Genomic DNA, 15,131 nt, shown 5'->3' on the forward strand with positions numbered 1-15,131 from the left:
ATGCTCTCGATCGAGAACCTGTCGGTGGTGATCCGCCGACGCGGCCGCGAGGTCGCCGCGCTCAGCAACGTCAACCTGCGTGTCGACGCCGGCGAGGTGGTCGGCCTGGTCGGCGAGAGCGGCGGCGGCAAGAGCATGGTGGCCCGCTCCATCGTCGGCCTGCTGCCCGGCGGCGCCGACGCCACCGGCGCGGTCCACTTCGACGGCGCCGACGTGCTGCGCATGGACGACGCGGCGCTGAGCACCCACCGCGGCCACGGCGCCGCCCTGTGCTTCCAGAACCCGCGCGGCGCGCTCATCGCCACCCGCACGGTCGGCCGGCAGCTCACCGACCGGCTCACCACCCACCAGGCGATGGACACCAAACGGGCCCGGGAGGCCGCCCGGGAACTCTTCGAACAGGTCGGGATCCGCAACCCGGCCCGGCGGCTCGACGCGTACCCGCACGAACTGTCCGGCGGCATGGCCCAGCGGGTGATGATCTCACTGGCCACCGGCTGCGCGCCCGGCCTGCTGATCGCCGACGAGCCGACCACCGGCCTCGACGTCACCCTGACCCGGGAGATCCTGCGCCAGTTCCGGCTGGCCGCCGACGCCGACCGGCGCGGCGTACTGCTCATCTCGCACGACCTGGCCTCCATCGCGGCGGTCTGCGACCGGGTGGTGGTGCTCTACGCCGGCACCGTCGTCGAGAGCGGCCCCGCCGACCAGGTGCTGCGCGAACCGTCCCACCCCTACACCCGCGCCCTGCTCGCCTCGGTCCCCGACATCGACGGCCGGCCGGTCGTCGCGACCGCCGGCGCGATGCCGCTGATGCGGACCGCGCCGGACGACTGCCCGTTCGCGCCCCGCTGTGCGCACGCCACCGACACCTGCGGGCAGCGCCGCCCACCGACCACCCCGGTCCCGCACGGCACCGACGGCTGGACCCTGGCCTGCTTCCACCCGCAGCGCGGGCCGCTGACCGCCGAAGCCGCGGCGGCCGACCCGACCCTGTACGTCACCGCCAAGACCGCGGCGGCCGACCCGACCGTGCCCGGCACCGGCGCGGCCGGGCCGGCCGGTGGCACCCTCACCAAGGACCGGGCCGCCGCACCCGACACGGTCCCGGCGGCCGGCACACCCGTGCTGGCCATCGACGACGCACACGTGGTCTACCGCAGCCGCTTCGGCCGCGGCGGCCACCACGCGCTGCGCGGCGTCAGCCTGACCGTCGCCGCCGGCGAGACCCTCGGCGTCGTCGGCGAGAGCGGCTGCGGCAAGAGCACCCTGGCCAAGCTGATGCTCGGCCTGGTCGACCCGGCCAGCGGCAGCGTCGAGGTCGCCGGCCAGCGCTACGCCGGCCTGCGCGGTCGTAAGCTGCGGCAGCTGCGGACCCGGGCCCAGATGGTGTTCCAGGACCCGATCGGCTCGCTCAGCCCGCGCCGCACCGTCGGCGACTCGATCGCCGAACCGCTGCGGGCGCTCGGCGTACCGGCGGCCGAACGCGCGCAGCGGGTCGAAGCCGTGCTCGACCGGATGGAACTCGACCGGTCCATCCTCCAGCGGCAGCCGCACGAACTCTCCGGCGGCCAGGCCCAGCGGATCGGCATCGCCCGCGCCCTGGTCGGCCGCCCCGAACTGATCGTCTTCGACGAGCCCACCTCGGCGCTCGACGTCACCGTGCAGGCCCAGATCCTCAAGGTGATCGCCGACGTCGCCGCCGACTCGTCGCGCGGCTCGGTCTTCATCTCGCACGACCTGGCCACCGTACGCGGCTTCTCCGACCGGGTCGTTGTGCTCTACCTCGGCCGGGTGGTCGAGGAGGGGCCCGTCGACGAGGTCTTCGACAACCCGAAACACCCGTACACCCGGGCGCTGCTGGCAAGTGCCCCCAGCCTGGGCACCGGCTTCGGCGGGCCGCGGGTCGAGCTGACCCGCGACCTCGAGGAGGCCGACGCCGCCACCGGGTGCCCGCTCGCCGGCCGCTGCCCGTTCGTCACCGACCGGTGCCGCGCCGACGACCAGCAACTCCAGCCGTACGGCGCGAGCCGGGCCGCCTGCTGGCGGGTACCGGAGATCCCCGCCCTGCTGAAAGGTAGTGACATCCGTGTCTGATCCGCACATCCGGCTCGCCGTCGACATCGGAGGCACCTTCGTCGACGCGATGGAGCTGGACACCCGCACCAACCGGGTGCGCTTCCGCAAGGCGTCGACCACCCCGGCGCGGCCGTGGGAGGGCGTACTCGACGCGGTCACCGCCCTGGGCACCGACCTGTCCCAGGTGGAGCTGTTCATCCACGGCACCACGCTCGGCCTCAACGCCGTGCTGGAGCGGCGCGGCGGCGCGACCGGCATCATCACCAACGACGGCTTCCGCGACATCTTCCTCGTCGGCCGCGGCAACGTGCCGTCCGACCACATGTACGACTTCAAGTACCAGCGCCCGGAGAGCCTGGTCCAGCGCCGCTACACCGCCGGGGTCACCGGCCGGCTGGACCACAAGGGCCGGGTCGTCACCGAACTCGACCCGGACAGCGTCCGCGCCGCCGCCCGCGAACTCGTCGAGACGCAGGGCGTGAAGTCGATCGCGATCTGCTTCCTGCACTCGTTCCTCGACCCGACCCACGAACGCGCCGCCGCCGAGATCATCCGGCGCGAGTACCCGGACGTCAGCCTGTCCCTGTCGACCGACATCGTCCGCGAGTACCGCGAGTACGAGCGGACCAGCACCACCGTCCTGGAGGCGTACATCCGGCCGATCTTCGAGCGGTACGTCGACGAACTGGAGCGCGGCCTCGCCGAGCGCGGCTTCGCCGGCCGGTTCCTCATCATGCGCTCCGGCGGCGGCTCGATGACGTCGACGGTCGCCAAGACCTCGCCGACGCACACCGTGCTCTCCGGCCCCGCCGGCGGCATCGTCGGCGCCGCCTACCTGGCGAACGAACTCGGCCGCGACAACCTGCTCACCTTCGACATCGGCGGCACCTCGCTGGACGCCTGCGTCATCGAGCGCGGCTCGGCCGTCGCCGCGTACGAGGCGCAGCTCGAACACTTCCCGCTGCTGATCCCGACGTACGACATCCGGACCATCGGTGCCGGTGGCGGCTCCATCGCCTGGCTGGACCGGGGCCTGCTCAAGGTCGGCCCGCACAGCGCCGGCGCCGACCCGGGCCCGGTCTGCTACGGCCGCGGCGGCACGAAACCGACCGTCACCGACGCGTCGGTGGTGCTCGGCTACGTCGACCCGCAGCGCTTCCTCGCCGGCACGATGGGCCTGGCCGACGGCGCCGCCCGCGACGCGGTCCGCGAACAGATCGCCGAACCGCTCGGCCTGTCCGTCGAGGCGGCCGCCGCCGGCATCTACGACGTACTGCTGGCCAAGACCGTCGGCGCGGTCCGGCAGATCACCGTCGAGCGCGGCCATGACCCGCGGGTCTTCTCACTGCTCGCCTTCGGCGGCGCCGGCCCGCTGCTCGCCCCGCTGCTGGCCCGCGAGATGGGCATCCGCGAGGTGGTCGTGCCATTCGCCCCGTCCGGCTTCTCCGCCTGGGGCATGCTGTCCGCCGACATCGTCGACGACTTCGCCCGTACGGTGATGGCCACCCTCGACGACGCCGACCTCGACCAGATCGAGGCGCTGTTCAAGGGCGTGGAGGCCGAGGCGCTGGCCTCGCTGCGCACCCAGGGCGTGGGCGAGAACGACGCGATCCTGGAACGGCAGTTCGAGCTGCGCTACCTCGGCCAGGAACACAGCCTGATGGTGACCGTCGGCCAGCACCTCGACCCGGACGCGGTCCGCGCCTCGTTCGAGGAACTGCACCGGGCCCGGTACGGCCACGCGATGGACAACCGGCTGCAGATCCTCAACCTGCGGGTACGCGGCATCGGCCGGACCCGTCGCCCGGAACTGGCCACCGCGCCGGCCGGCGACGGCGACCCGACCCGGGCGCTGCTCGCCCCGCGCGACGCGTACGACTTCGGCACCCGCGAGGTCGTGCCGTTCGCCGTCTACGACCGGTCGCTGCTCCAGCCCGGCGACGTGTTCACCGGGCCGGCCCTGGTCGACGAGGGCACCTCGACCACCGTCGTCCCCAGTGGACAGCGCGTCGAGGTCGACCCGCACGGCTACCTGCTGGTGACCCTCGAGGAGGCTGGCGCATGACCACGTTGGACGGCGCGACGGTAGAGGTCGTCCGCAGCTACCTGCTGTCGGCGGCCGAGGAGATGCGGGCCACCCTGATCCGCACCTCGTTCAACCCGGTCATCTACGAGGTCCACGACTTCGGCATGTCGATGTACGACGCCGACCTGCGGCTGGTCGCCGAGGCGACCGGGCTGACCTTCTTCCTCGGCGCCAACGACTTCTCGCTGCGCAAGGGCGTCGACTACGTCGGCCTCGACAACCTGCACCGCGGCGACGTCGTGCTGCTCAACTTCCCGTACTGGAACGCGGCGCACGCCTCCGACGCGACCCTGTTCGCCCCGGTCTTCCAGCCCGACCCGGCCGACCCGGACGCCGACGGCACCCTGGTCGGCTTCCTCTGCGTCCGCGCGCACTGGATGGACCTTGGCGCCAAGGATCCCGGCTACGTGCTGGACTCCACCGACATGCACCAGGAAGGGCTCATCTTCCCGGGCACCAAGGTGGTGTCGAGGGGCGTACCGGTCCACGAGATCCACGAGCTGATCCGGTTCAACTCCCGGATGCCGGCCGAGGTCCTCGGCGACCTGCACGCCCAGATCGCCGCGCTGCGCACCGGCGAGCGCCGCTACCTGGAGATCCTGGCCAAGTTCGGCCGGCCCACCGTCGAGGCCGCCATCGACGCGATGATCGCCGACGGCGAGGCCCGCAGCCGGGCCGCCCTGGCGGCGCTGCCGCAGGGCACCTGGACGGCCGAGGACTGGGTCGACGACGACGGCATCACCGAGGACCCGGTGAAGATGCGGGTCACCGTCACCATCGCCGACGGGACGTTCACCGTCGACTTCGCCGGCTCCGCGCCGGCGACCGCCGGCCCGATCAACATGCCGTACGGCGCCACCGAGGCGATCTGCAAGGTGATCCTGAAGTCGCTGACCTCACCGGACCAGCCGTCGAACGCCGGAACGGTCGCCCCGCTGAAGGTGCTCGCCGAGCCCGGCACGCTCTTCCACGCCGTCTACCCGCAGCCGACGTTCACCCTGTGGACCGGCATCGTCGCGGTCGAGCTGATCCTCAAGGCGCTCGCCCAGGGCATGCCGGACCTGCTGCCCGCGTCGTCCGGCGGCGACGTACCCGGCTTCATGATGGTCGGCATCCACCCCGACACCGGGCAGATGTTCGCGGTCAGCAACAACGACCCGGTCGGCTGGGGCGCCACCACCGACCACGACGGCATGAACGCCGCCACCCACGTCTCCGGCAGCACCGGCCGGATCACCCCGATCGAGGTCCTCGAGGCCCGTACCGGGATGTTCTTCGAACGGATGGAGTTCCGCGCCGACTCCGGCGGGGCGGGCCGGTTCCGGGGTGGATCGGGGCTGCGCCGGGACATCCGGTTCGTGACGCCGGGTGAGTTCCTGTCGGTGATCAAGAAGACCCGTAGCCGGCCGTGGGCGCTCGACGGTGGCCTGGAGCCGGACCCGAACCAGGTGGTCGTGTTCCCGGGGACGGACCGGGAGGCGCGGGTGTCGACGAAGCGGACCCGGGTCGAGGTGGGGGACCGGATCACGCTGCTGACCGCCGGCGGCGGTGGGCACGGCGCCCCCCGCGACCGGGACCCCGAGGCCGTACGCCTCGACGTGGCCGAGGGTTTCGTCAGCCCGGCCGCGGCCCGGGACGTCTACGGGGTGGACACCGATGGGTGAACCCGACGGCGCCACGGTCGAGGTGGTCCGCAGCTATCTCGTGTCGGCGGCCGAGGAGATGCGGGCCGCCCTGGTCCGTACCGCCTTCAACCCGGTCATCTACGAGGTCTACGACTTCGGCATCTCCATCTACGACGCCGACCTGCGGCTGGTCGCCGAGTCGACCGGACTGAGCCGGTTCCTCGGCGCCAACGACTACTCGATCGGCAGGGGCGTCGAGTACGTCGGGGTCGACAACCTCGAACCCGGCGACGTGGTGCTGCTCAACTACCCGTACTGGAACGCGGCGCACTCGTACGACGCGACCCTGTTCTCGCCGGTCTTCCTGCCCAGCGACGGTGACGGCGACGGCACCCTGATCGGTTTCCTCTGCGTCCGCGCGCACTGGATGGACCTCGGCGCCAAGGACCCCGGCTATGTGCTGGACTCCACCGACATGCACCAGGAAGGCGTCATCTTCCCGGGCACCAAGGTCTTCCGCCGGGGCGAGCCGGCCCACGAGATCGTGGAACTGATCCGGTTCAACTCCCGGATGCCGGACCTGGTCATCGGCGACCTGCACGCCCAGGTCGCGGCGCTGCGCACCGGCGAACGCCGGCTGATCGACGTCTACACCCGCTACGGGCGCGAGACCGTCGACGCGGTCGTCGCCACCGTCGTCGCGGCCGCCGAGGCGTCCACCGCCGAGGCGGTCGCCGCCCTGCCGCAGGGCTCGTGGACCGCCGTCGACTGGCTCGACGACGACGGCATCACCGACGAGCCGATCCGGATGCAGGTCACCGTGACCGTCGCCGACGGCCGGTTCACCGTCGACTTCGCCGGCTCGTCGCCGGCCGTACCCGGACCGGTGAACCTGCCGCTCGGGGCGACGATCGCGACCGCCCGGGTCGCGTTCAAGGCGGTGACCACCCCGACCGAGCAGACCAACGCCGGACACTTCACCGCCCTGGAGGTACGCGCCGAACCGGGCACCCTGTTCCACGCCGTCTACCCGGCGGCGACGTTCACCCAGTGGACCGGCACGGTCGCCCTCGAACTCATCTACAAGGCCCTCGCCCAGGGCATGCCGGAGCGGCTGCCCGCCTCGTCCGGCGGTGACGTGCCCGGCTTCATGATGGTCGGCACGCACCCGGACACCGGGCAGATGTTCGCGGTCAGCAACAACGACCCGGTCGGCTGGGGCGCCAGCCCCGACCACGACGGCATCGGCCCGGTCAACCACCTGTGCCAGACCCAGGCGCGCAACACCCCGGTCGAGGTCCTCGAAGCCAAGACCGGGATGTTCTTCGAACGGGTCGAGATCCGCGCCGACTCCGGCGGGGCGGGCCGGTTCCGGGGTGGATCGGGGCTGCGCCGGGACATCCGGTTCGTGACGCCGGGTGAGTTCCTGTCGGTGATCAAGAAGACCCGCAGCCGGCCGTGGGCGCTCGACGGTGGCCTGGAGCCGGACCCGAACCAGGTGGTCGTGTTCCCGGGGACGGACCGGGAGGCGCGGGTGTCGACGAAGCGGACCCGGGTCGAGGTGGGGGACCGGATCACGCTGCTGACCGCCGGCGGCGGTGGGCACGGCGACCCGGCCGACCGCGACGTCGCCGCGATCCGCCACGACATCGCCGAGGGCTACGTCACCCCCGCCGCCGCCCGCCAGATCTACGGATTCGAGGACTATCCATGAGCGAGCGAAGCGAGCGAATCATGAGGCTCAGGAATGGTCATGACGTCACCGAGCGGAGCGAGGTGGCGGCATGTGAGCGAAGCGAGCGAATCATGAGGCTCGGCGTTGAACACGGTGCCGCCGAGCGGAGCGAGGTGGCAGCGTGAGTGAGACGAGTGGTGCGGCGTCGGCCGTACTGGTGAACTGCACCGTCGTCGACGGCCGGATCGTCGACGGCGTCGGCCCGCTGCCCGACGCGGCCGTCTGGGTACGCGGCGACCGGATCGCCGCCGTCGGCCCGCGCGACGAGGTGCTCGCCCAGGCCGGCGAGCAGGGCGGGTTCACGCGCGTCGACCTCGACGGCGCGTACGTCACGCCGGGGCTGACCAACATGCACACCCACCTGTCGCTGTCGCTGCCCGGCAGTGGCGGCGACGGGGTCAAGGGATGAACCCGCACGAGCTGGCCCTCTACATGGCCGACGGTGCCCGCCGCACCCTCCTGTGTGGAGTGACGACGGTCCGCTGCGTCGCCGAGAAGGACCACGCCGACTTCGCCCTGCGCCGCGCGATCGCCGCCGGCCGGGTCGTCGGCCCCCGGATCTTCACTGCCGGCCGGGCCCTGGTCTGCACCGGCGGCCACGGCCACGAGAGCGGCGACACCATGGAGTGCGATGGCGCCGACGGCTTCCGCCGCGGCGTACGCAGCCAGGTCAAGGCCGGCGCCGACCTGATCAAGGTGATGATCTCCGGCGGCATCGCCGGCGAGCACGAGTCGATCCACACCCGGCAGCTGTTCACCGACGAGCTGCGCGCCGTCATCGACACCGCGCACGCCTGGGGCCGCCGGGTCACCGCCCACGCCGGGCCCGCCCCGGTCATCGCCGAGGCGGTCGAACTGGGCCTGGACTGCGTCGAGCACGGCTACCAGCTCACCCCCGAGGTCGTCGCCCGGATGGCCGAGCGCGGCACCGCCCTGGTGCCGACCCTGCTGGTCACCCGCTGCAAGGAGTTCTTCGACGAACTCGGCGTACCGGAGTGGATGCAGTGCCGGTCGCTCGGCGCCGGCCCACGCCACCTGGAGAGCTTCGCGATGGCGCTGGACGCCGGCGTCGAGGTGCTGCTCGGCAGCGACATGCCGCCGTTCTGGCACTTCGAGGGAACCAACGCCTCGGTACGCGAACTCGAATACATGTCCGAGGGCGGCATCGGTCCGGCCCGCGCGCTGTACGCCGGCACCCTCGGCCCGATCCGCTGGCTCGGCGCCGAGGCCGACCTCGGCACGGTGGAGACCGGCAAGTACGCCGACCTGGTCGCGATGGACGCCGACCCGACCGCCGAGACGTCGGCGTTCCGCGGCATCCGCTGGGTCATGAAGGGTGGCCGCGTCGTCCGCGACGACCGGTCGGGATGGAGCGCACAGTGAGCACCGGAACAGACGACCGCGCCGCGATCGCGGCCGGCATCGACGACCTGTACGACGCGTTCCTCGCCGGCGACCGGCAACGCTTCGACAGCCACCTGCACGCCGACGTGACCACCTGGGAGACCCACCTGCCCGGGCCGTTGCGCACCCGCGCCGAACTCGACACGTACCGCGACCGGCGCGACGCCGCCGGGGCCCGCCCGAAGCTCGCCGTCCTGGCCGCCACCGACCTGCGGGTCGACGTCTGGGACGACACCGCCGTCGCCCGGTACGTGCTGGTCGCCGAACCGAAGGACGGCCCCGCCCAGCACAGCCGGGTCACCGACGTGCTGCGGCGCACCGCCGACGGGTGGCGCATCGTGCACCACCACTCCGAACTGCTCGTGCCGGCCACGGCATGATCCGACGACTGGTCGCCTACCGCGACGGTGAGCCGGCCGACGTGCTCACCGTCGCGGAGGTGCCCGACGACCCGCCGCCCGGCCCGGGCGAGGTGACCCTCGCCGTGGACACCGTCGGCCTCAACTTCCTCGACGTGATGCTGTGCCGGGGCACCTATCCGGTCCGCCCCGACCCGCCGGTCACCCCGGGCGTAGAGGTCGCCGGCCGGGTCGTCGCCGCCGGCCCCGGCGCCGAGCACCTGCTCGGCCAGGACGTGCTCGCCTGCCCGGCGCTGCCGCACGGCGCGCTCGGCGACCGGGTCACCGTCGAGGCCGGCCTGACCGTGCCCCGACCGGCCGGGATCAGCGCCGTCGACGCGGCGGCCCTGCCGGTCACCTACCAGACCGCGTGGTTCGCCCTCGAACGCGCCGGGGTACGTGCCGGCGACCTGGTGCTGGTGCACGCCGGCGCCGGTGGGGTCGGCATCGCCGCCACCCAGCTCGCCGTCGCCCGCCGGGCCCGGGTGATCTGCACCGCCGGCGGCCCGGAGAAGGTCGCCCGGTGCCGGGAGAACGGCGCCAGCCTCGCCATCGACTACCACGCCACCGACTTCGTCGAACAGGTCCACGAGGCGACCCGGGGGACCGGTGTCGACGTGGTGCTCGACCCGGTCGGCGGCGACGTGTTCACCCGGTCGCTGGACTGCCTCGCCTTCGAGGGGCGGATCGTGGTGATCGGCGCCGCCGGCGGGCCGCCGCCGCCGGTCGACCCGATGCGGCTGACCGCCGCCAACGCCACCGTCATCGGCCTGTCGTGGGGGTCGATGTACCCGTGGCGCCTCCCGGACGCGGTTCGCGACGCGTACGAACGGCTTTTCGACCTGCACGCGGCCGGCGCGGTCCGGCCGCCGGTGACCCGGGTCGTGCCGCTGCACGAGGCGCCGGCGGCGCTGTCCGACCTCGCCGCCGGGCGTACCGTCGGCAAGATCATTGTCCAGGTAGGAGGGAGCTGACCATGGCCGAGGACGCCACGCCCACCGAGGGCGACATGGACATCTACGACCTGCGGGTCACCGTCGACCGGATCGAGGGCCGCTCGGTCTGCGGCATGAACGTCGGCGACCACTTCGACCTGACCGACAGCGCCCACCTCAAGCTGCCCGAGGGAAAGCACTTCTGCGTGTACGCCCTCGCGTCGGTGCTGCCGTTCCTGGCCGCCAAGCAGCGCGACGTGCCGCCCGGCGACTGGCTCGCCCAGGACTCGCTGTTCGCCTGCCCCGACCCGGAGGAACGGCTGATCATGCGGGTCGAGCGGACCTGCCGGCGCCGGATGAACTCCGCCGACCTGACCTGACCCCGCCGACCTGACCCCCGCCGGCCGTCCGGCCGCCGTCCACCGAGGAGGAACCCCGTGGCACCCGTCGAGATCGGGCTCGGCCTGCAGAGCGACAAGCGGGCCGGCGACTACGCCCGGCTGGCCCGCCGCGCCGAGGAGGACGGCTTCGACGTGCTCACCGTCTTCGGCGACCTGATGTACCAGCCGCCGATCTTCCCGCTGCTGGAGATGGCGGCGGCCACCACCCGGGTCCGGCTCGGCACCGCCTGCCTCAACCCGTACTCGATGGCGCCGTACGAGATCGCCGGCCAGGTCGCCGCGCTCGACCTGGCCTCGCACGGGCGGGCCTACCTCGGCCTGGCCCGGGGCACCTGGCTCGGCGCGGTCGGCATCGACCAGCCGCGCCCGCTCGCCGCCCTGGCGGAGGCGGCGCAGGTCGTCTACCGACTGCTCGGCGGCGACACCACCGGCTTCGAGGGGCGGGTCTTCCGGCTCGCCCCCGGCACCGCCCTGCGGTACGCGGTGCAGCGCCCCGACCCGCCGCTGCTGCTCGGCGCCTGGGGCCCGCGCGGCGCCGCCCTCGCCGGCCGCATCGCCGGCGAGATCAAGGTCGGTGGCAGCGCCAACCCGGCCATGGTGCCGGTCATCCGCGACCGGGTCCGCACCGGCGCCGAGGCCGCCGGCCGCTCCGTCGACGACGTCGGCATCGTGCTCGGCGCGGTCACCGTCGTCGACACCGACGGCGTCGCCGCCCGGGCCAAGGCCCGGACCGAGGTGGCGATGTACCTGGCCGTCGTCGCCGACCTCGACCCGACCGTGGAGATCCCCGCCGACCTGCTGGCCCGGGTCAAGGAACTCGTCGACGCCGGCGCCGACGTCGAGGCCGGCCGGCTGATCCCCGACGACCTGCTCGACCTGTTCGCCTTCTCCGGCACGCCGGAGCAGGTCGCCGCGCAGGCCCAGACCCTGATCGACGCCGGGGTACGCCGGGTCGAGTTCGGCACCCCGCACGGGCTCACCGACGACCGGGGCGTGGCGCTGCTCGGCTCGGCCGTCCTGCCGCTGCTGCGCCGCGAACCCGCGCCGGCGCGACCCGCCGCGACCGGGCCGGGGAGCGGGTCGTGACCGCGCCGTCGGCCAACCAGCCGGCACCCCCGTACGTGCTGGTCGTCGCGGTGGCCGGAATGGTCGCCGACCGGGACCTGCTCACCGAGGTCGCCGAGGGCGAGTTCACCACGCTGGGCGTCGCCGGCCGTTTCCTGACCGTCCCGAACGCCACCGGGCTGCGCCGCGCGCTGGACAGCGTCGGCCGCGACCCGTCCACCGTCCTCGTCGTACTGCCCGGACCCGACCCCGCCGTACGGGCCCTGATGGCCGTCGACGGGCCGCATGCGGCGCGTACGGTCTGGTTCGACCTGGCCGTGACCGACCCGGCACCGGTCGCCGCCGGCTCGGTGCACCTGCAGGGGCGTGGCGTCTGGGGCCTGGGTTGGGCGGTCCGGCACGCGGTCCACCGGCTGCGCAACCCGGCGGTCCGGATCGCCTACGGGCCACATCCCGAGCAGTGGGGCGATCTCCGGCTGCCGGCGTCGGTCGCCCCGGCGGCCGTCGCGGACCCGGAGCCGGTGGACGGTGCCGAGCCGGTGGACGGTGCCGAGCCGGCGGGCGGCCCGCCGCCGGTCGCGGTGCTGCTGCACGGCGGCTTCTGGCGGTCGATCTGGGGCGCCGACCTGATGGACGCGCTCGCCATCGACCTCGCCGTCCGTGGCTACGCGGTGTGGAACCTGGAATACCGCCGGCCGGACCGGCACGGCTGGGACGCGACCGTCGCCGATGTCGCCGCCGGTCTCGACGCGCTGGCCGACCTCGACACGCTGGCCGCCGGCCGGGCGGGTGGGGCAACCCTCAACCTCGACCTCAACGTAAACCTCAACTCGAGGTTGAGGGTCGACCCGGACCGGATCGCGGTGCTGGGACACTCGGCCGGCGCGCAGCTCGCACTGCGGGCCGCCGCGGACACCCGGCGTCCCGCGCTGGTCGTCTCCCTTGCCGGGGTGCTCGACCTGGTCGAGGGCGACCGTCGGGACATCGGTTCGGGCGCGGTCGCCGGCGCGCTCGGCGGCCGGCACGGCGACCTGCCGGCGGTCTACGCGGCTTCCGACCCCATGGTCCGGCTGCCGATCGGTGTGCCGCAGCTGGTCGTGCAGGGGCACGCCGACGACCTCGACCTGCGCGACTTCAACCGGCGCTATGTCGCCGCGGCGCGGGCCGCCGGTGACGAGGTGGTCCACCTCGAACACCCCGGCGACCACTTCTCGGTCATCGACCCGGGCGCGTACGTGTGGCGGGCCGCGGCGGCCGAACTCGACCGCCGCCTCAACCCGTAGGAGCGCTCCCGCTCTGTTACGTGTGAGTGAACACGGCGATCAGAACAGGCGCGGCGTGACCACCGAGACGACCGTCGTCACCTCGTCGGTGTCGTTGTAGAGCCGGTGCGGCGCGTTTGACCGCAGATGCAGGCTGTCGCCCGGATACAGCCGGTGCTCCACCCCGTCGACCTCGTAGAGCAGCTCGCCGCTGACCACGTAGGCGAACTCCTCGCCGCCGTGCCCGTACGCCTCGTCGCGCCGGCCACCGGGCGCGATGTGCACCAGCATCGGCTCCAGCACCAGGTTCGGGCCACGGTCCGACAGCATCCGGTAGGTCTGCTGGCCGGAGACGTACTCGGTGGCGCCGCTCGCCGCGCGGGTCAGCGTGAAGTGCGTGGGCAGCCGGGCCGGCGGCACCTCCTCGGCGGGCGCCGAACCGTCGTCGAAGAACTCGGCGACCGGCCGGTCGAGGGCTGCCGCGACGCTGTTCAGCGCGGTCAGCCCGATCGACGAGACACCCCGCTCGACCTGCGACAGGAAGCCGATCGACAGGCCGGACCGGGCCGCCAGGCCACGCAGGGTCAGCCCCCGTTCGGTGCGGAACCGCCGCATCCGGGCACCGACCAGATCCGGTCGGGCGTCGTCCGGCCGGGTGTGGCGTTCCGATGTGCGCACGGGTCCTCCTGGGAAGGCTGGCGCGGGCGGGGGCGGCCCGGGCGAGTCTTGTTCGATCCTATCGAACTTGACCTGCGTCAGGGTATGGCCGAGTCGGTCACAACCGACCCACCGCTCATGTGGATCCGGTGGTCAGCCCGCGTCGACACCCGGCCCGCACAGCCGGGCCCCGATCTCGTCGGCCAGCCGGCCGATCGTCGACGCGTCATGGACGGCCGGGTCGTGGTGGAACGCGAACCGTACGGCACCGTCGACGACCGTCGCGGCGACGTCCAGCAGGTACGGCCGGCCACCGGCCGGATCCCGCTCCGGCGCCGCGGTCACCGGCACCAGCAGGCCCGCCGGCCGGGTCGCGTCGGATCCGGCCAGATAGCTGAAGCCGACCTGCGGCGCGGCGACGTCGGCCAGCCGTTCGTCGCCCCGGGTACGCAGCAGCAGACCGTGCCCGAGACCGTCGAGCGGTACGGCCGCCACCTGGCGGCGTACCTCGGCCGCCGCCGACGGACCGGTCAGGTCGGGGTCGACGTGCAGGCGCAGCGGATAGCGGAACTCGAACCGGCCGATGGTCCGGCTGACGTCGATCCCCGGTACCGGAGACCGCCGGCCCGGCGACGCCACCGCGACCGTGCAGTGTGCACCGCCCTGCCAGCGCGCCACCGTCGCGGCCACGGCGGCCAGCAGCAGATCGGCGAGATCGAGCCCGGCCGCGCCAGCGGCCCGCGTCGCGGCGTCGGTCGCCGCCCCGGACAGCGTCGTGGTGAGCACCGCGCGTGGTCCGGTCGAGCCGGCCCCCTCCGACCGGTCGACCGGCACCGCCTCGCGCCGCCGCTGGGCCAGCCAGAACGGGATCTGCTCGGCCAGTTCCGCCTCCCGCGCGTACCGGTCCAGGGCCGTCGCCCAGATCTGGTACGGCGCGGTGGGCGCCGCCGGCCCGTTGCCGTCCAGCCACCCCTGGAGGTCGTCCAGCACCAGCGCCAGGGACAGCCCGTCGACGACCAGCGGGTTGCAGATGACGAGCATCCGGTCCCGGCGCCCGCCGCCCAGCCGCAGGTGCTCGACCCGTACCGGGGCGGTGGTGGAGGTCCGGGCACCGGCCGCGACCGCCGCCACGGCCGGCTCCACCTCGTCGTCGCCGACACCGGACAGGTCGTGGCTCTCGAACGGGGGGTCGCCCGGATCGGCGCAGCTCTGCCACCACCGTGAGCCGTCGTGGGCCAGCCGCAGCCGCAGACCGTCGTGTCGCAGCATCGTCCGCCGTACCGCCGTGGCCACCCGCGCCGGCGCGATCCGCCGGGTCAGTTCCACGTGGAGGATGTGGTCGGCGTGGTCGGGACCGGCCGGTGGCGCGACGTCGTCGAGGAAGACGGCCTGGGCGGGAGTGACCGGGAACGCGGCGTCGCCGAACGGGTTCGCGTCGACGTACCGGTCGACGTCGGTAACGGACATGTGCACTCACCTCGCCG

14 protein-coding genes are annotated in these 15,131 nt (G+C 73.4%); 12 read left to right on the forward strand and 2 right to left on the reverse strand.

The features are described from left to right. From Prubr_RS28960 to Prubr_RS29010, 12 genes are read left to right on the forward strand one after another with little or no spacing between them, the layout of a single operon-like run. Positions 1-2,097: a dipeptide ABC transporter ATP-binding protein gene (locus Prubr_RS28960; protein WP_212818052.1), complete on the forward strand. Its 2,097-nt coding sequence runs from the start codon at positions 1-3 to the stop codon at positions 2,095-2,097. Then, the gene (locus Prubr_RS28965) at positions 2,090-4,144 is read left to right on the forward strand and encodes a hydantoinase/oxoprolinase family protein (protein ID WP_212818053.1); all 2,055 of its coding nucleotides are present in this window, start codon (positions 2,090-2,092) and stop codon (positions 4,142-4,144) included. Before Prubr_RS28960 ends, Prubr_RS28965 begins: the two co-directional genes overlap by 8 nt. Further along, entirely contained in the window at positions 4,141-5,829 is a 1,689-nt protein-coding gene (locus Prubr_RS28970) for a hydantoinase B/oxoprolinase family protein (RefSeq protein WP_212818054.1), read from the forward strand. The genes Prubr_RS28965 and Prubr_RS28970 overlap by 4 nt, the downstream gene beginning before the upstream one ends. Then, positions 5,822-7,504, forward strand: coding sequence for a hydantoinase B/oxoprolinase family protein (locus Prubr_RS28975; RefSeq protein ID WP_212818055.1), 1,683 nt, complete (start codon positions 5,822-5,824; stop codon positions 7,502-7,504). The genes Prubr_RS28970 and Prubr_RS28975 overlap by 8 nt, the downstream gene beginning before the upstream one ends. Next, positions 7,501-7,650 (forward strand): hypothetical protein, encoded by a 150-nt coding sequence (locus Prubr_RS28980; RefSeq protein WP_212818056.1) that lies wholly within the window; start codon positions 7,501-7,503, stop codon positions 7,648-7,650. The genes Prubr_RS28975 and Prubr_RS28980 overlap by 4 nt, the downstream gene beginning before the upstream one ends. After that, on the forward strand, positions 7,647-7,934 hold the full coding sequence (locus Prubr_RS38015; protein WP_343221523.1) for an imidazolonepropionase-like domain-containing protein: 288 nt from the start codon (positions 7,647-7,649) through the stop codon (positions 7,932-7,934). The genes Prubr_RS28980 and Prubr_RS38015 overlap by 4 nt, the downstream gene beginning before the upstream one ends. After that, positions 7,931-8,908 (forward strand): metal-dependent hydrolase family protein, encoded by a 978-nt coding sequence (locus Prubr_RS28985; RefSeq protein WP_343221524.1) that lies wholly within the window; start codon positions 7,931-7,933, stop codon positions 8,906-8,908. Before Prubr_RS38015 ends, Prubr_RS28985 begins: the two co-directional genes overlap by 4 nt. Beyond that, positions 8,905-9,309 carry a YybH family protein gene (locus Prubr_RS28990; protein ID WP_246567790.1) on the forward strand — a complete coding sequence of 135 codons (405 nt, stop codon included), beginning with the start codon at positions 8,905-8,907 and terminating at the stop codon, positions 9,307-9,309. The genes Prubr_RS28985 and Prubr_RS28990 overlap by 4 nt, the downstream gene beginning before the upstream one ends. Next, a complete protein-coding gene (locus tag Prubr_RS28995) occupies positions 9,306-10,301 on the forward strand; it encodes an NADPH:quinone oxidoreductase family protein (protein WP_212818058.1) in 996 nt (331 codons plus the stop codon). The genes Prubr_RS28990 and Prubr_RS28995 overlap by 4 nt, the downstream gene beginning before the upstream one ends. Positions 10,302-10,303: 2 nt before the next feature. Then, complete coding sequence (locus Prubr_RS29000; protein WP_212818059.1) at positions 10,304-10,642, forward strand: TIGR04076 family protein; 339 nt, start codon at positions 10,304-10,306, stop codon at positions 10,640-10,642. Positions 10,643-10,699: 57 nt separating this feature from the next. Then, a complete protein-coding gene (locus tag Prubr_RS29005) occupies positions 10,700-11,749 on the forward strand; it encodes an LLM class flavin-dependent oxidoreductase (protein WP_212818060.1) in 1,050 nt (349 codons plus the stop codon). Beyond that, the gene (locus Prubr_RS29010) at positions 11,746-13,011 is read left to right on the forward strand and encodes an alpha/beta hydrolase (RefSeq protein ID WP_246567791.1); all 1,266 of its coding nucleotides are present in this window, start codon (positions 11,746-11,748) and stop codon (positions 13,009-13,011) included. The genes Prubr_RS29005 and Prubr_RS29010 overlap by 4 nt, the downstream gene beginning before the upstream one ends. 39 nt (positions 13,012-13,050) lie before the next feature. Here Prubr_RS29010 and Prubr_RS29015 read toward each other — a convergent pair whose 3' ends face one another. Together Prubr_RS29015 and Prubr_RS29020 are read right to left on the reverse strand one after the other, a co-directional pair. After that, positions 13,051-13,668 carry a helix-turn-helix domain-containing protein gene (locus Prubr_RS29015; protein WP_246567792.1) on the reverse strand — a complete coding sequence of 206 codons (618 nt, stop codon included), beginning with the start codon at positions 13,666-13,668 and terminating at the stop codon, positions 13,051-13,053. Positions 13,669-13,800: 132 nt separating this feature from the next. Next, on the reverse strand, positions 13,801-15,114 hold the full coding sequence (locus Prubr_RS29020; RefSeq protein WP_212818061.1) for a condensation domain-containing protein: 1,314 nt from the start codon (positions 15,112-15,114) through the stop codon (positions 13,801-13,803). Positions 15,115-15,131: the final 17 nt, after the last annotated feature.

This window comes from Polymorphospora rubra, from assembly GCF_018324255.1.
Classification (GTDB): Bacteria; Actinomycetota; Actinomycetes; order Mycobacteriales; family Micromonosporaceae; genus Polymorphospora; species Polymorphospora rubra.